12 protein-coding genes are annotated in these 16,215 nt (G+C 65.8%); 11 read left to right on the top strand and 1 reads right to left on the bottom strand.

Annotated elements, in window-relative coordinates; translation table 11 throughout:
• Positions 1 to 118 precede the first annotated feature (118 nt).
• The 4 genes from xdhA to guaD all read left to right on the top strand — a co-directional run bounded on the left by xdhA (position 119) and on the right by guaD (position 6,243).
• The gene (xdhA, locus tag AC2CGW_RS14815) at positions 119 to 1,573 is read left to right on the top strand and encodes a xanthine dehydrogenase small subunit (protein WP_186711742.1); all 1,455 of its coding nucleotides are present in this window, start codon (positions 119 to 121) and stop codon (positions 1,571 to 1,573) included.
• A complete protein-coding gene (gene xdhB / locus AC2CGW_RS14810) occupies positions 1,566 to 3,965 on the top strand; it encodes a xanthine dehydrogenase molybdopterin binding subunit (RefSeq protein ID WP_484574232.1) in 2,400 nt (799 codons plus the stop codon). The genes xdhA and xdhB overlap by 8 nt, the downstream gene beginning before the upstream one ends.
• A 117-nt stretch (positions 3,966 to 4,082) precedes the next feature.
• Positions 4,083 to 4,928, top strand: a complete 846-nt coding sequence (gene xdhC, locus AC2CGW_RS14805) for a xanthine dehydrogenase accessory protein XdhC (RefSeq protein ID WP_288375310.1) — start codon at positions 4,083 to 4,085, stop codon at positions 4,926 to 4,928.
• A 10-nt stretch (positions 4,929 to 4,938) separates the two neighbouring features.
• Positions 4,939 to 6,243 carry a guanine deaminase gene (gene guaD, locus AC2CGW_RS14800; protein ID WP_484574231.1) on the top strand — a complete coding sequence of 435 codons (1,305 nt, stop codon included), beginning with the start codon at positions 4,939 to 4,941 and terminating at the stop codon, positions 6,241 to 6,243.
• A gap of 201 nt (positions 6,244 to 6,444) precedes the next feature.
• Here guaD and AC2CGW_RS14795 read toward each other — a convergent pair whose 3' ends face one another.
• Positions 6,445 to 7,200 (bottom strand): GntR family transcriptional regulator, encoded by a 756-nt coding sequence (locus tag AC2CGW_RS14795; RefSeq protein ID WP_186707889.1) that lies wholly within the window; start codon positions 7,198 to 7,200, stop codon positions 6,445 to 6,447.
• 467 nt (positions 7,201 to 7,667) lie between these two features.
• On the opposite strand from AC2CGW_RS14795, the gene AC2CGW_RS14790 reads away from it, so the two are divergent.
• From AC2CGW_RS14790 to AC2CGW_RS14760, 7 genes are all read left to right on the top strand, one after another.
• A complete protein-coding gene (locus tag AC2CGW_RS14790) occupies positions 7,668 to 8,903 on the top strand; it encodes an NCS2 family permease (RefSeq protein WP_371105597.1) in 1,236 nt (411 codons plus the stop codon).
• Between the two features lie 159 nt (positions 8,904 to 9,062).
• Positions 9,063 to 10,022: an AAA family ATPase gene (locus AC2CGW_RS14785; protein WP_186666748.1), complete on the top strand. Its 960-nt coding sequence runs from the start codon at positions 9,063 to 9,065 to the stop codon at positions 10,020 to 10,022.
• A 5-nt stretch (positions 10,023 to 10,027) separates the two neighbouring features.
• Positions 10,028 to 10,969 (top strand): DUF58 domain-containing protein, encoded by a 942-nt coding sequence (locus AC2CGW_RS14780; protein ID WP_186666749.1) that lies wholly within the window; start codon positions 10,028 to 10,030, stop codon positions 10,967 to 10,969.
• Positions 10,966 to 11,460: a DUF4381 domain-containing protein gene (locus tag AC2CGW_RS14775; RefSeq protein ID WP_063543917.1), complete on the top strand. Its 495-nt coding sequence runs from the start codon at positions 10,966 to 10,968 to the stop codon at positions 11,458 to 11,460. The genes AC2CGW_RS14780 and AC2CGW_RS14775 overlap by 4 nt, the downstream gene beginning before the upstream one ends.
• Entirely contained in the window at positions 11,453 to 12,529 is a 1,077-nt protein-coding gene (locus tag AC2CGW_RS14770) for a vWA domain-containing protein (RefSeq protein WP_186666750.1), read from the top strand. The genes AC2CGW_RS14775 and AC2CGW_RS14770 overlap by 8 nt, the downstream gene beginning before the upstream one ends.
• The gene (locus AC2CGW_RS14765) at positions 12,526 to 14,250 is read left to right on the top strand and encodes a VWA domain-containing protein (protein WP_484574230.1); all 1,725 of its coding nucleotides are present in this window, start codon (positions 12,526 to 12,528) and stop codon (positions 14,248 to 14,250) included. The genes AC2CGW_RS14770 and AC2CGW_RS14765 overlap by 4 nt, the downstream gene beginning before the upstream one ends.
• Positions 14,247 to 15,872, top strand: coding sequence for a BatD family protein (locus AC2CGW_RS14760; RefSeq protein ID WP_484574229.1), 1,626 nt, complete (start codon positions 14,247 to 14,249; stop codon positions 15,870 to 15,872). The genes AC2CGW_RS14765 and AC2CGW_RS14760 overlap by 4 nt, the downstream gene beginning before the upstream one ends.
• Positions 15,873 to 16,215: the final 343 nt, after the last annotated feature.

The following is a 16,215-nucleotide window of genomic DNA, read 5'->3' as shown; positions in this document are numbered from 1 at the left end:
TGGCCAGAACCCGGCGCGGGTAAAATCTTGACCTTTGAGTCAGAAAAATATTGACCTCAAGGTCAGCCCTTGCTTAGAGTCCGCCCAACAACAATAAAACCATTACGAGGCCTTCCCCGTGATCCAGTTTCTCGTCAACCAGGAGCTGCGCAACGAGCACGCCCTGGACCCGAACATGACGGTGCTGCAGTACCTGCGCGAGCACCTGGGCAAACCCGGCACCAAGGAAGGCTGCGCCAGCGGCGACTGCGGCGCCTGCACCGTGGTCGTGGGCGAACTGACCCAGGATGACCTGGGCCAGCCGGCCCTGCGTTATCGCAGCCTCAACTCTTGCCTGACGTTCGTTTCCTCCTTGCACGGCAAGCAACTGATCAGCGTCGAGGGCCTCAAGCACCAGGGCGAGCTGCACAGCGTGCAAAAGGCCATGGCCGACTGCCACGGCTCGCAATGCGGCTTCTGCACCCCAGGCTTCGTCATGTCGCTGTTCGCCCTGCAGAAGAACAGCAGCGGCCACGACCTGCACCAGGCCCAGGAAGCCCTGGCCGGCAACCTGTGCCGCTGCACCGGCTACCGGCCGATCCTCGATGCCGCCGAGCAGAGTTGCGCCCGCCCCTGCCAGGACCAGTTCGACGCGCAGCAGGCGCAGACCATCGCCCGCCTCAAGGCCATCGCCCCGCAGCAGACCGGCGAGCTCAACAGTGGTGACAAGCGCTGCCTGGTCCCGCTGACCGTCGCCGACCTGGCCGACCTGTACAGTTCGCACCCCGAAGCACGCCTGCTCGCTGGCGGCACCGACCTGGCACTGGAAGTCACCCAGTTCCACAAGACCCTGCCCGTGATGATCTATGTCGGCCATGTCGCCGAGCTCAAGCGCATCGACAAGACCAGCAGCCACCTGGAAATCGGCGCCGCCACCCCGCTCACCGACTGCTATGGCGCGCTGAACGAGGAATATCCCGACTTCGGTGCCCTGCTGCACCGCTTCGCCTCGCTGCAGATCCGCAACCAGGGCACCCTGGGCGGCAACATCGGCAACGCCTCGCCGATCGGCGATTCGCCGCCCCTGCTGATCGCCCTGAACGCACAGATCGTCCTGCGCCAGGGCGATCGCCAGCGCACCCTGGCGCTGGAAGATTATTTCATCGACTACCGCATCACGGCCCGCCAGGACAGCGAGTTCATCGAGAAGATCCTGGTGCCGCGCGCCAGCAACGAGTGGACGTTCCGCGCCTATAAGGTGTCCAAGCGCCTGGACGATGACATTTCTGCGGTCTGCGCAGCGTTCAACCTGAACATCGAGAACGGCGTGGTCGGTGGCGTGCGCATCGCCTTCGGCGGCATGGCAGCGATTCCCAAGCGTGCCCGTGCCTGCGAGGCGGCGCTTCTTGGCAAGCCCTGGAACCAGTCGAGCATCGAGCGCGCCTGCCAGGCACTGGCCGAAGACTTCAGCCCGCTGACGGATTTTCGCGCCAGCAAGGAATACCGCCTGCTGACCGCGCAGAACCTGCTGCGCAAGTACTTCATCGAACAGCAATCGCCATACATCGAGACCCGGGTGACCGCTTATGTCTAACCATCACGCCGTCAAGAGCCAGGCCGAGATGGCCGAACTGTTCAGCCAGGACCTGACCACCGGGGTCGGGCGCAGCGTCAAGCACGACAGCGCCGACAAGCACGTGTCGGGCGAGGCGGTGTACATCGACGACCGCCTGGAATTCCCCAACCAGTTGCACGTCTATGCGCGCACCGCCGACCGTGCGCACGCGCGCATCCTGCGCATCGACACGACCCCCTGCTACCAGTTCGAAGGCGTGCGCATCGCCATCACTCACGAGGACATTCCAGGGCTCAAGGATATCGGCCCGGTGGTCGCGGGCGATCCGCTGCTGGCCATCGACAAGGTCGAGTTCTTCGGCCAGCCGGTGCTCGCCGTCGCTGCCCGTGACCTGGACACCGCACGTCGCGCCGCCATGGCGGCCATCGTCGAATACGAGGACCTGGAACCGGTGCTCGATGTGGTCGAAGCCTTGCGCAAGAAGCATTTCGTGCTCGACAGCCATACCCACCAGCGCGGTGACTCGGCCAAGGCCCTGGCCAGTGCCCCGCATCGCCTGCAGGGCACCCTGCACATCGGCGGCCAAGAGCACTTCTACCTGGAAACCCAGATTTCCTCGGTGATGCCCACCGAAGACGGCGGCATGATCGTCTACTGCTCGACGCAAAACCCCACCGAGGTGCAGAAGCTGGTCGCCGAAGTGCTCGACGTACCGATGAACAAGGTGGTGCTGGACATGCGCCGCATGGGCGGCGGTTTTGGTGGCAAGGAAACCCAGGCGGCCAGCCCGGCATGCCTGTGCGCCGTGATCGCGCGCCTCACCGGGCAGCCGACCAAGATGCGCCTGCCACGGGTCGAGGACATGACCATGACCGGCAAGCGCCACCCGTTCTATGTCGAGTACGACGTCGGCTTCGACGACACAGGCCGCCTGCACGGCATCGAGTTCGACCTGGCCGGCAATTGCGGTTACTCGCCGGACCTGTCCGGCTCGATCGTCGACCGCGCCATGTTCCACTCCGACAACGCCTACTACCTGGGCGATGCCACGGTGAACGGCCACCGCTGCAAGACCAATACCGCGTCGAACACCGCATACCGCGGCTTCGGCGGCCCGCAGGGGATGGTCGCCATCGAGCAGGTGATGGACCACATCGCCCGCCACCTGGCGCTCGACCCGCTGACGGTGCGCAAGGCCAACTACTATGGCAAGACCGAGCGCAACGTCACCCACTACTACCAGACCGTCGAGCACAACCTGCTCGAGGAAATGACCGCCGACCTGGAGGCCAGCAGCGACTATGCCGAGCGACGCAAGTCGATCCGCCACTTCAACGAACACAGCCCGGTACTGAAGAAAGGCCTGGCCCTGACCCCGGTGAAGTTCGGCATCTCGTTCACGGCCACCTTCCTCAACCAGGCAGGCGCCTTGATCCACATCTATACCGACGGCAGCATCCACCTCAACCACGGCGGCACCGAGATGGGCCAGGGCCTGAACACCAAGGTCGCCCAGGTGGTGGCGCAAGTGTTCCAGGTCGACTTCAACCGCATCCAGATCACCGCCACCAACACCGACAAGGTGCCCAACACCTCGCCGACAGCAGCGTCCAGCGGCGCCGACCTGAACGGCAAGGCGGCGCAGAATGCGGCCGAGATCCTCAAGAAACGCCTGACCGAGTTCGCCGCCCGGCACTATCAGGTCACCGAGGAAGATGTCGAGTTCCGCAACGGCCACGTGCGCGTGCGCGACCAGTTGCTGAGCTTCGAGCAACTGGTGCAGCAGGCCTACTTCGCCCAGGTTTCGCTGTCGAGCACGGGCTTCTACCGCACGCCGAAGATCTTCTACGACCGCAGCCAGGCGCGCGGCCGACCGTTCTACTACTTCGCCTTTGGCGCCGCCTGCGTCGAAGTGATCGTCGACACCCTGACCGGCGAGTACAAGATGCTGCGCGCCGACATCCTGCACGATGTGGGCGACTCGCTGAACCCGGCGATCGACATCGGCCAGGTGGAGGGCGGCTTCATCCAGGGCATGGGCTGGCTGACCACCGAGGAACTGGTGTGGAACGCCAAGGGCAAGCTGATGACCAACGGCCCGGCCAGCTACAAGATTCCGGCGGTGGCCGACATGCCCCTGGACCTGCGCGTGAAACTGGTGGAGAACCGCAAGAACCCCGAGGACACGGTGTTCCACTCCAAGGCCGTGGGCGAGCCGCCGTTCATGCTCGGCATCGCCGCCTGGTGCGCGATCAAGGATGCGGTGGCGAGCCTCGCCGACTATCGCGTACAGCCGCACATCGACGCCCCGGCGACACCCGAGCGGGTGCTGTGGGGATGCGAGCAGATGCGCAAGGCAGTGGCGCAACAGCAGCCGCGCGAACAAGAACTGGAAACCGTCACCCACTGACAGCGAGGAATTCCGTGGGAGCGGGCTTGCCCGCGAATGTGAGGATGGCCTTACCGTCCTCTTCGCGGGCAAGCCCGCTCCTACAGGGTCCTCAGCATGGTTTAGAGAGGCTACATCATGCACCAATGGATCAATGCCCTCGCCGACCATCAGTCCCGCGGCGAACCCTGCATCCTGGTGACCATCATCGAGGAGCGCGGCTCCACGCCACGCAACGCGGGGTCGAAGATGGTGGTCAGCGCCAGCAGCCTGTTCGACACCATCGGTGGCGGACACCTGGAGTTCAAGGCCCTGCACATCGCCCGGCAGATGCTCGCCGAGCAGCGCAGCACACCGCATCTGGAGCGCTTCAGCCTGGGCGCGAGCCTGGGCCAGTGCTGCGGCGGCGTCACGGTGCTGTTGTTCGAACCCATGGCGCCGGTGCAGGCGCAGGTCGCGGTGTTCGGCGCGGGCCATGTCGGCCGGGCTCTGGTACCCTTGCTCGCCGCGCTGCCCTGCCGGGTGCGCTGGATCGATTCGCGCGAGCAGGAATTCCCACCGCTTGTCCCCCACGGGGTGACCAAGGTGGTCAGCGAAGAGCCGGTCGACGAAGTGGCCGAACTGCCGCCGGGCAGCTACTGCATCGTCATGACCCACAATCACCAGCTCGACCTGGAGCTGACCGCCGCCATCCTCAAGCGCAACGACTTCACCTGGTTCGGCCTGATCGGCTCGAAGACCAAACGGGTCAAGTTCGAACACCGCCTGCGCGAGCGCGGCTACGACGATGCCGTGCTGGCACGCATGCGCTGCCCCATGGGCCTGCCGGAGGTCAAGGGCAAGCTGCCCATCGAGATCGCGGTGTCCATTGCCGGCGAAATCATCGCCACCTACAACGCCTGCTTCGGCCAGCATGACGCTGGCGCCAATGCAGGCCCCATTGCCCAGTTGCTGCCGCCCTCCCGGCGCAGCCAAGCCATTTGACGAGCGCTTTATGACCGCAACCCGCAAAGCCTACCGAGCCGCCATCCTGCACAGCATTGCCGACCCTGCCGAGGTTGGCCTGGAGGCCTCCCACGAATACTACGAAGACGGCCTGCTGGTGGTCGACGAAGGCCGCATCAGCGCCCTGGGACACGCCACCGACCTGCTGCCGACCCTCGACGCCGATATCGAAGTGGTGCACTACCAGGACGCCCTGATCACCCCAGGCTTCATCGACACCCATATCCATTTCCCGCAGACCGGCATGATCGGCTCCTACGGCGAGCAACTGCTGGACTGGCTGAACACCTACACCTTCCCTTGCGAAAAGCAGTTCGCCGACAAGGCTCATGCCGACAAGGTGGCGAAGATCTTCCTGCAGGAACTGCTGCGCAACGGCACCACCACCGCGCTGGTGTTCGGCAGCGTGCACCCGGAGTCGGTCAACGCCCTGTTCGAGGAGGCCGAGCGCCTGGACCTGCGCCTGATCGCCGGCAAGGTGATGATGGACCGCAACGCCCCCGACTACCTGACCGACACCGCCGAATCGAGCTACAGCGAGAGCAAGGCGCTGATCCAGCGCTGGCATGGCAAGGCTCGCCTGCACTATGCGGTGACGCCGCGCTTCGCGCCCACCAGCACGCCTGAACAGCTGGCCATGGCCGGGCAATTACTCAAGGAACATCCGGGCGTGTACCTGCACACCCACCTGTCGGAGAACCTCAAGGAGATCGACTGGGTCAAGGAGCTGTTCCCCGAACGCAAGGGCTACCTGGACGTCTACGACCACTTCGAACTGCTGGGCGAGCGCTCGGTGTTCGCCCACGGCGTGCACCTGTGCGACGAGGAATGCCAGCGCCTGGCCGAGACCGGCTCGGCCGTGGCCTTCTGCCCGACGTCCAACCTGTTCCTGGGCAGCGGCCTGTTCAACCTGCCCCAGGCCGAGCGTTTCAAGGTCAATGTCGGGCTGGGCACCGACGTGGGTGCCGGTACCAGCTTCTCGCTGCTCCACACACTGAACGAGGCGTACAAGGTGATGCAGCTGCAGGGCGCGCGCCTGCACCCGTACAAGTCGCTGTACCTGGCCACCCTCGGTGGCGCCCGCGCCCTGCGCCTGGACGACCGCATCGGCAGCCTGCGCACCGGCAACGATGCCGATTTCGTGGTGCTCGACTACAAGGCCACGCCGCTGCTGGACTACCGCATCCAGCAATCCAACAGCATCGAGGAGACCTTGTTCGTGCTGACCACCCTGGGCGATGACCGTACCGTGCGCGAGACCTTCGCCGCGGGGCGCTCGGTACATCGGCGCTGATGCACAAAGGGCCGCTGCGCGGCCCATCGCGGGACGAGCCCGCTCCTACAGAGAAAGCACCGGGCCCGAGGGATGTGCTGTACCTGAACTGCCGCAAAGGTTGGATTCATGTCCAACTTGGCAGCAGTCCATACCTGTGGGAGCGGGCTGGTCCCGCGATGGGCTGCACAGCAGCCCTCGGTCATTCATTCAGGCAAACGATCAACCCTTGGCGGCAGCCTTGGGTTTTTTCAGCAGGTGCGAGAACACCGCATGCAGGTCGTCCGATGCGCTGTCTTCGTCGAGGTTGAGCTTGCTGTCGATATGATCCATGTGGTGCATCATCAGGCTCACCGCCTGCTCGGCATCCCGCGCCTCGATGGCGTCGATCAGTTGCATGTGCTCATCGTACGAGCAATGCGAGCGGTTGCCGCTTTCGTACTGGGCGATGATCAACGACGTTTGCGACACCAGGCTGCGCTGGAAGCTGACCAGCGGCGCATTGCCGGCCGCCTCGGCCAGCTTGAGGTGGAACTCGCCGGAAAGGCGGATGCCAGCGCCACGGTCGCCACGCGAGAAGCTGTCGCGCTCATCGCGGACCATCTGGCGCAGCTCGTTGAGTTGCTCGTCGGTGGCATGCTGCACCGCAAGCTCGGTGATGGCGCGCTCGACCATGCGCCGGGAGAAGAACACCTGGCGCGCCTCCTCCACGGTGGGGCTGGCCACGACCGCGCCACGGTTGGGGCGCAGCAGCACCACGCTTTCATGGGCCAGACGCGACAAGGCGCGGCGAATGATGGTGCGGCTGACGCCGAAGATCTCGCCCAGCGCTTCCTCACTCAACTTGGTGCCCGGCGCCAGGCGCTGTTCGAGGATGGCCTCGAAAATGTGCGCATAGACGATGTCGTCCTGGGTACCGCTGCGGCCGGCCTTGGCTGTGCGCGCAGGTTTCTTCAGAGGTTGCAGCTGTTCGTTCATGGGCACTCGAGCACAAGGGATCGGCCAGTGGAACCTCGACTGTAATACCTGTCAGAGGGTGGCTGGCAAGTCCTGGGGTGAAAAAAGGGATCAAGGTATCTGCGCATTGTACACAGGCTGAGCCGTTTCTGCAGGTGGCCAATTCCCATATAGCTGCGTTGACGCAGATTGTGCGCACAAAAGATAAAACATTATTTGCATTCTTTGTACACAAAAGCATAATCCACCGAGCAACTTCTTGACCCATAAGTCAACAAAACCGTCAGACGTCTGCCACCCCCTCGCGGAGCCGCCAAGTGCATGCGCAGGACCAAGGCTCCAGAACAACAAGAAAGACTTGAGGAGTACTCGCTGTGGAAAGCCGCAAATCCGAAGCCCCAACGCTGGATCTCGCTGCGTCGCCCCGACCGGGATGGCTGGAGCGGATCTTCAAACTCCGGCACCACGGCACGACCGTCAGGACCGAAATGATCGCCGGGATGACCACCTTCATCACCATGGCCTACATCATCTTCGTCAACCCCAACATCATGGCCGACGCTGGCATCGATCACGGTGCCGCCTTCGTCGCCACCTGCATCGCCGCCGCCCTGGGCTGTCTGCTGATGGGCCTGTACGCCAACTGGCCAGTGGGCCTGGCGCCCGGCATGGGGCTCAACGCCTTCTTCACCTACACCGTGGTCGGCACCATGGGCTACACCTGGGAGGCGGCGCTGGGCGCCGTGTTCGTCTCCGGCGTGCTGTTCATGTTGCTGACCCTGTCACGGGTGCGCGAGTGGCTGCTCAACAGCATTCCGGTGAGCCTGCGCCATGCCATGGGTGCCGGGGTCGGACTGTTCCTCGGGCTGATCGGCCTGAAGACCGCCGGCATCATCGTCGACAGCCCGGCGACGCTGATCAAGCTGGGCTCGCTGCATGAACCCGGACCGCTGCTGGCGGCCGTGTGCTTCCTGATGATCGCGGTGCTGAGCTACCACCGGGTGTTCGGCGCCATTCTCATCAGCATCATCGCCGTGACCCTGGCCGGCTGGGGCCTGGGCCTGGTGCAGTATGGCGGGGTGTTCTCGCTGCCACCGAGCCTGGCACCGACCTGGATGGCCATGGACGTGGCCGGCGTCTTCAACGTCAGCATGATCAGCGTGGTACTGGCCTTCCTGTTCGTGCACATGTTCGACACCGCCGGCACCCTGATGGGCGTGGCGCAGCGGGCGAACCTGGTGGCCCCGGACGGGCGTATCGAGAACCTGTCGCGCGCCCTGAAGGCCGACAGCGCCTCCAGCGTGTTCGGCGCCGCAGTGGGCGTACCGCCGGTGACCAGCTACGTGGAAAGTGCCGCCGGGGTTGCCGCGGGCGGGCGCACCGGCCTGACGGCGGTGGTGGTCGGCCTGCTGTTCGTCGCGGCGATGTTCTTCGCCCCGCTGGCCGGGATGATCCCCGCCTATGCCACGGCCGGCGCGCTGATCTACGTGGCGATGCTGATGATGGGCAGCATGGCGCACATCAACTGGGACGAGGCGACCGACAGCATCCCGGCGATCGTCACCGCGATCATGATGCCGCTGACCTTTTCGGTGGCCGACGGCATCGCCCTGGGCTTCATCAGTTACGTCGTGCTCAAGGCCGGGACCGGCAAGTACAAAGAAATTTCCGCAAGCCTGTGGGTGCTGTGCGTGATCTTCATCGCCAAGTTCGTGTTCCTCTGACACGTCGCCGGGCCCGCAACGGGCCCGGACCACCCCGGCCGTCAGGATTTTTTCTGACACCCAATTGGTCGCCGCCCCCCTGGATGGATTAAAGTATCCCCCCCTGCCCGGCAACCGCCCTCCCCCAAGCGCCCGGCCCATTTCCAGGAACCGCCGACGATGGAACACCGTGAAGCGCTGATCGCGCTGCGCACCTTTCTCTCCTCCCAGATCCTTGGCCAGGAGAAGCTGGTCGACCGCCTGCTGATCGTCCTGCTCGCCGACGGGCACATGCTGGTCGAGGGCGCACCGGGCCTGGCCAAGACCAAGGCCATCAAGGAGTTGGCCGAGGGCATAGAGGCGCAATTCCACCGTATCCAGTTCACCCCCGACCTGCTGCCGGCCGATATCACCGGCACCGAGATCTATCGCCCGGAAACCGGCAGCTTCGTGTTCCAGCAAGGGCCGATCTTCCACAACCTGGTCCTGGCAGACGAGATCAACCGCGCCCCGGCCAAGGTGCAATCGGCCCTGCTCGAGGCCATGGCCGAGCGCCAGGTCAGCGTGGGCCGCAGCACCTACGAGCTGTCGCCGCTGTTCCTGGTCATGGCTACGCAGAACCCGATCGAGCAGGAAGGCACCTACCCGCTGCCCGAAGCGCAACTCGACCGTTTCCTCATGCACGTGAAAATCGGCTTCCCCGACGCGGCCGTCGAACGTCGCATTCTCCAGCAGGCCCGTGGCGAAGCGCTGGGCGGCGAGGTCAAGCCGGAGCGCCAGGTCAGTCAGCAGGCGATCTTCGCCGCACGCAAGGAAATCCTCGGCCTGTACATGGCCGATGCCGTGGAGGAATACCTGGTGCAACTGGTCATGGCCACGCGCACCCCGGCCAAGTTCGACGGCGAACTGGCCGACTGGATCGCCTACGGCGCCAGCCCCCGTGGCTCGATCGCCCTGGACCGCTGCGCACGTGCCCATGCCTGGCTGGCCGGGCGCGACTTCGTCAGCCCGGAAGATATCCAGGCCGTGCTGTTCGACGTGCTGCGCCACCGTGTCATCCTGTCGTTCGAAGCCGAAGCTGCGGGCATCGACCAGGACCGGGTGGTGCAGCGTATCCTCGACGTCGTCGCCGTCGCCTGACCCGCATGCCCGCCACGCACCTCGCCGAACCCGGCATCCGCATCGGCCTGGCCGAGCTGATCGACATGCGCCACCGCGTGCGCGAGATCCAGCTGTTCTCCCGGCCCGGCCAGCGCAGCCCGCTGGTGGGCCTGCACCACTCCAAGCTGCGCGGACGTGGGGTGGACTTCGACCAGGTGCGCGTGTATCAGGCCGGCGACGACGTGCGCAACATCGACTGGCGTGTCACCGCACGCACCCAAGAGCCCCACACCAAGCTCTTCCATGAAGAGCGCGAACGGCCGATCTTCATCATGGTCGAGCAGAGCCAGCGCCTGTTCTTCGGCTCGGGCCTGATGTTCAAGTCGGTGCTCGCGGCCCAGGCTGCGGCGCTGTTCGGCTGGGCGGCGCTGGGCCATAACGATCGCATCGGCGGGCTGGTGTTCGGCGACAACGAACACCACGAGATCAAGCCCCGACGCAGCAAGCAGAGCCTGCTGCAACTGCTCAACCGCCTGGCCAAGGTCAACCAGTCGCTGCACACCGAAGCGCTACCCCAATCCGACAGCCTGGGCCTGGCACTGCGCCGCGCGCGCGAAGTGCTGCGCCCCGGCAGCCTGGCCATCGTCATCTGCGACGAACGCGCACTCACCCCAGCCGTCGAACAGCACCTGGCGATGCTCTCACGCCACTGCGACGTGCTGCTGATGCCGGTCTCCGACCCGCTCGACCACGCGCTGCCCGCCGCTGGCCTGCTACGCTTCGCCCAACGCGGCGCGCACCTGGAGCTCGACACCCTGGACGCCAACCTGCGCCAGCTCTATCGCCAACAGGCCGAAGCACGCATCGAACGCTGGGAACTGCTGGCGCAGAAAATGCGCGTGGTGCTGATGCCGTTGAGCACCCAGAGCGAAATGATCGAGCAGTTGCGCGAGTACCTCAACCAGCGTCCGGGAAGCGGCCAATGAACCCGCTCGACCAGTTGCAACCGCTGATCGCCCCGCCGGCCATCGGTCTGTGGCCACCGGCGCCGGGCTGGTGGCTGCTGCTGGCCCTGCTGCCGCTGCTCGGCTGGGGGCTGTGGCGCCTGCGCCGCTGGCGGCCAGGCCGACGCCAGGCGCCACCCGCCGAACAGCCGCTGGACCCGATCCGCGTCGAAGCCCTGGCCGAGCTCGCCCGCCTGCCGCGCCCCTACGACGGCGCACCGGCCGGGGCCTGGTTGCAGCAGATCAATGCCCTGCTCAAACGCCTGTGCCGCAATCACTACCCTGGTGCCAACAGCCACACGCTCAACGGCCGTCAATGGCTGGCGTTTCTCGACAACCGCTGCCCGGCTGCCGGCCTGACCCGCTGGATGGTACTGGTCGAAGGGGCCTACAAGCCCGAGTGCAAGCTCGACGACAAGGCCATCGCCGGGCTCGCCCAGGCGGTCGAGACCTGGATTCGCAAACATGTTTGACCTGGCCTGGCCGTGGATCTTCGCCCTGCTGCCGCTGCCCTGGCTGATGCGCCTGCTGCTGCCTGCCGCCGACAGTGGCGAGCCGGTGCTCAAAGTGGGCTTTCTCGATGAGCTCGAAGGCCTTGCCGGGCGCCGCGCCCGCCTCAACCTGCCAACCTGGCGCCAGCAGGCGCCCTTCGTGGTGATCTGGCTGCTTCTGCTATTGGCGGCCGCCCGGCCGCAGTGGTTGGGCGATCCGGTACCGATCGCGGCAAGCGGCCGCGACCTGCTGGTGGCGGTGGACGTGTCGGGCTCGATGGACTTCCCCGACATGCAGTGGAAGGGCGACGAAATCAGTCGCCTCGACCTGGTCAAGGCGCTGCTCGGCGATTTTCTCCAGGACCGCGAGGGCGACCGGGTCGGGCTGATCCTGTTCGGCAGCGAGGCTTATCTGCAGGCCCCGCTGACCTTCGACCGGCGCACCGTGCGTACCTTCCTCGACGAAGCGCAGATCGGCATCGCCGGCAAGAACACCGCCATCGGCGACGCCATCGGCCTTGCGGTCAAGCGTCTGCGTCAGCGCCCCGCACAGAGCCGAGTGCTGGTACTGGTGACCGATGGCGCCAACAACGGCGGGCAGATACACCCCCTGACGGCCGCGCGCCTGGCGGCCCAGGAAGACGTGCGCATCTACACCATCGGCATCGGCGCCAACCCCGACGCCAGCGGCACCCCGGGGCTGCTCGGCCTGAATCCGAGCCTGGACCTGGACGAAGCCTCGCTCAAGGAAATCGCCGAACTCACCCATGGCGCCTATTTCCGCGCCCATGACGGTGCCGAGCTGAACAGCATCGGTGACACCCTTGACCAGCTCGAACCAGTAGCCCAGCAACCGACCCAGGCGCGCACTGCCAGGGAGCTGTATGCCTGGCCGATGGCCCTGGCGCTGCTGCTCAGCGTCCTGCTGGTGATCGCCGTGCAGTGGCCAGACAATCTGCTGCAACGCCTGCTGCGTCGACCACGCTTTCTGCAACCCCACCCCGAATGGCGCCAGCGCCTCAAGCGCCTGCGTCTGAGGAGGCGGCGATGATCGAACTCTGGCCACAATGGCTGCGCCCGCTCTGGCTGCTGGTGGTGCCCCTGCTCGGCTGGCTGCTGTTCAAGCTCTGGCATCGACGCAAACGTGCCGGCCGCTGGCAGATGATTCTGCCGCAGCAGTTCCATGCAGTGTTGCTCGGGGGCGGCAATGGCAGCACCAGCAAGCTGCCGTGGATCGCCCTGGGCCTGGCCTGGCTGCTGGTGGTCCTGGCCCTGCTCGGCCCCAGTTGGCAGCGCCTGGAAGAAACCCGCCAGCGCCCGGCCGACCCGTTGGTGATCCTGCTCGAACTGACCCCGCAGATGCTCGCCGAGGACAGCCCGCCCAACCGTCTGGAACAGGCTCGGCGCAAGGTCCTCGATCTGCTCGAACACCGTCGCGAAAGCCAGACCGCGTTGATCGTCTATGCCGGCAGCGCGCATACCCTGGTGCCACTGTCGGATGACCTGGGCACCACACGCAACCTGCTTGAGGCAGTCGACCCCTCGATCATGCCGCAGCCCGGCCATCGCGCCGATCTGGCGGTGCAAAAGGGCCTGGCACTGCTCGCTCAGAGCGGCCTGGGGCAAGGCCGCGTGCTGCTGATCGGTAGCTCGCTCAGCCAGCAGGAGCGCCAGGGTATCGTCCAGGCCCTGGGTCGCCAGGGCCCCTCTTTATTGATGCTCGGCGTCGGCACCGCTGAAGGTGCACCCGTGCGCCAGGCCAGTGGCGAGTACCTCAAGGACGACCAGGGCGCCATCCTCGTACCACGCCTGGACAGCGCCGAGCTCAAGCGCTTCATCGTCGGCACGGGCGGACGCTACCGGCATGCCCGTATCGACGATCTCGACCTGCGCGGTCTGGGCCTGTTCGACTCCCCCCGCGCCCTGCGCAACGACGGCCAGACCCTGCAACTGGACAGTTGGGCCGACCAGGGCTACTGGCTGCTGCTGCCGCTGTTGCTGCTGGCCGCCTGCGCCGGACGCCGCGGCTGGCTGTTCTGCCTGCCGCTGCTATTTGCCCTGCCCCAACCAAGCCAGGCGTTCGAATTCCAGGACCTCTGGCGTCGCCCCGATCAACAAGGCCAGTACCTGCTGCAACACCAGCGTCCCGCCGAAGCCGCCCAGCGCTTCGAGGATCCACAGTGGCGCGGCATGGCGCTGTACCAGGCAGGCGACTACACTGGCGCGGCCCAGGCATTCGCCCAGGGCAACAGCGCCGCGGCGCACTACAATCGAGGCAATGCCCTGGCCCGTGCCGGCGAACTGGATGCCGCCCTGGATGCCTACGAGCAGGCCCTGGAGCGCCAGCCCGACCTGCAACCGGCACTGGACAACCAGGCACTGGTGCAACAACAGCTGCAACAACGCGAGGCCAACGCCGAGCGAAAGCCGGACAACAGCGACGCGCAACCGACACCGAGCCGCGACACCGACGGCAACAGCAGCTCGGCTTCCAGCAGCGCCCAGGGCACGCCCGGCAACGACGAGCAGAGCCCAGCGCAGGATGGTGGCGACAGCACCCGCAACAGCAACAACCAGGCGTCGTCCGGCAACCAGGGCGGCGATGATGACAGCCTCACCCAGCCGCCGCAGCGGCCCACCTCGACCAGCCTCGACGCCGAACAGCGCCAGGCCCTGGAGCAGTGGTTGCGGGAAATTCCCGACAACCCGGCGCAACTGCTGCGACGCAAATTCTGGTACGAACAGCAATTGCATCAGGAACCCCAACGATGAGTCGCCTCGGCGCCTTCTTGCTCAGCCTTCTCTGGCTCACTCTGGCACAGGCCCAACCGGCGCTGCAGGCGAGCGTCGATCGCACCCGCGTGGAGGCCGGCGAAACCCTGGAACTCACGCTGGAAAGCCAGGATGTCACCGAGTTCGGCAAGCCCGATTTGCGCGCCCTGGAGGGCGACTTCGAAGTGCGCGGTACGCGCCAGCTCAATAGCCTGCATACCCTCGATGGCGAAACCCGGGCCAGCACGCGCTGGATCGTCACCCTGCTGCCCCGGCGTAGCGGCAACCTGCAGATCCCGGAGCTGCAACTGGGGCAGTCGCGCAGTCAGGCCATCGAGCTGCAAGTGGTGCAACCCGACCCCAATCGCCCGGACAGCGCCTCGCAGGTGTTCATCGAGGCAACCCTCGACAGCCCCGAAGTGTATGTCCAGGCCCAGGCCGTACTGACCCTGCGCATCTACCACTCGGTGTCGCTGTACGATGACAGCAGCCTGAGCCCGCTGCGGCTCGAAAACGCCAAGGTCGAGCCGCTGGGCGAGTCGCGCACCTACGAGAAAGAAATCAACGGCGTGCGCCATGGCGTGATCGAAACCCGCTACGCGCTTTACCCGCAACAGAGCGGCACACTGCTAGTGCCGCCCCTGACCTTCACCGCCACCGCTGCCGACAGCACAGAGCCGCCTGCCACAGGTGCTCGCAGCGGGCGCCAGGTGCAGGTCAGCTCACTGCCGCTGACCCTGCAGGTCAAGGCCATCCCTGCGGCCTGGCCTGCCGGTTTGACCTGGCTCCCGGCCCGCAGCCTCACCCTGGAGGAGCGTTGGAACCCCGACCCGACCCAGCAGCCGACGCAGATCGGCGATTCGCTGACGCGCAGCACCACTCTGCGCGCCGAGGGGCTGTCCAGCACGCAGTTGCCACCGTTGCCGGCCACCGAGGTCACTGGCCTGCGCCGCTACCCGGACCAACCACTGCTGCGCAACGAGATCAACGAGCGCGGCATGACCGCCAATCGTGAAGAGCGCGAAGCGTTGGTGCCGATCCACAGTGGCAACCTGATGCTACCTGCGCTGGAAGTCACCTGGTGGAACACCCTCGAAGATCATCTGGAGCACAGCAGCCTCCCGGCCCGAAGCATCAAGGTTGACGATAACCCCGCGCTGAGTGCCGACACGCCGGTGGGTGACGTTGCCAGCGGCGCCAATCCATTGTGGCCCTGGCAACTGGCGACGCTGGTCCTGGCACTGACCACGCTGCTCGGCTTTGCCCTGTGGTGGCGCGCCCGTTCGCAGCCTGCGGTGCTACGGGCGGCACAAAGCGGCCCAAGCCCCCGCACCTTGCTCGACGACCTCAAGCGCGCGACCCTCGCCAACGACCCCCAGGCCACGCGCCAGGCGCTGGACGCCTGGGCACGCCAACAACCGGAGACGCTGGCCGAGATGGCGGCGCGCTTCGTGCCCTTGTCCAACGCCCTCGACGGCCTCAATGGCGCGCTCTACAGCGAGTCGGGCCAGCATTGGCAGGGCGAGGAGCTGTGGCGCGCGATTGGGAATATTCCTTCGGTGCAGCAGGGGTTGCCTGTGGGTGCGGATAGTGGGAGTTTGCCGCCGCTTTATCCCAAGTGATTTTTCAGGTGCTCGTCGAAAGATTTTTGGGGCCTATGAGATCGAGCGCCGCCCGCGCGGCGCTTCGCGGGCAAGCCCGCTCCTACGTTTGTTTCGGGCCAGTGAGTCCTGTGGCATTTTCGCGCGCCCCCTTTGGCGCACGGCGCGGTACCGAGTCGTACACACCAGGCGGTCGCGCGCCTATGGCACAGGCATAACTGGCCCGAAACAAACTGTAGGAGCGGGCTTGCCCGCGAAGCGCCGCGCGGGCGGCGCTCGATCTCATAGGCACCCAAAATCTTCCGACAAGCACCTGTCAGCCTCTACACAACCACTTCGCCTGACGACTTCGGCAGCAACAGCA

The organism is Pseudomonas sp. SYWMCR5, assembly GCF_057197165.1.
Note: the sequence above shows the minus strand (reverse complement) of the source record. Positions and strands in the feature narration are given on the sequence as shown.

Coding starts and splice junctions, on each gene's coding strand:
- xdhB (WP_484574232.1), top strand. CDS start 1,566: ATGTCTAACCATCACGCCGTCAAGAGCCAGGCCGAGATGGCCGAACTG.
- xdhC (WP_288375310.1), top strand. CDS start 4,083: ATGCACCAATGGATCAATGCCCTCGCCGACCATCAGTCCCGCGGCGAA.
- guaD (WP_484574231.1), top strand. CDS start 4,939: ATGACCGCAACCCGCAAAGCCTACCGAGCCGCCATCCTGCACAGCATT.
- AC2CGW_RS14795 (WP_186707889.1), bottom strand. CDS start 7,200: ATGAACGAACAGCTGCAACCTCTGAAGAAACCTGCGCGCACAGCCAAG.
- AC2CGW_RS14790 (WP_371105597.1), top strand. CDS start 7,668: ATGATCGCCGGGATGACCACCTTCATCACCATGGCCTACATCATCTTC.
- AC2CGW_RS14785 (WP_186666748.1), top strand. CDS start 9,063: ATGGAACACCGTGAAGCGCTGATCGCGCTGCGCACCTTTCTCTCCTCC.
- AC2CGW_RS14780 (WP_186666749.1), top strand. CDS start 10,028: ATGCCCGCCACGCACCTCGCCGAACCCGGCATCCGCATCGGCCTGGCC.
- AC2CGW_RS14775 (WP_063543917.1), top strand. CDS start 10,966: ATGAACCCGCTCGACCAGTTGCAACCGCTGATCGCCCCGCCGGCCATC.
- AC2CGW_RS14770 (WP_186666750.1), top strand. CDS start 11,453: ATGTTTGACCTGGCCTGGCCGTGGATCTTCGCCCTGCTGCCGCTGCCC.
- AC2CGW_RS14765 (WP_484574230.1), top strand. CDS start 12,526: ATGATCGAACTCTGGCCACAATGGCTGCGCCCGCTCTGGCTGCTGGTG.
- AC2CGW_RS14760 (WP_484574229.1), top strand. CDS start 14,247: ATGAGTCGCCTCGGCGCCTTCTTGCTCAGCCTTCTCTGGCTCACTCTG.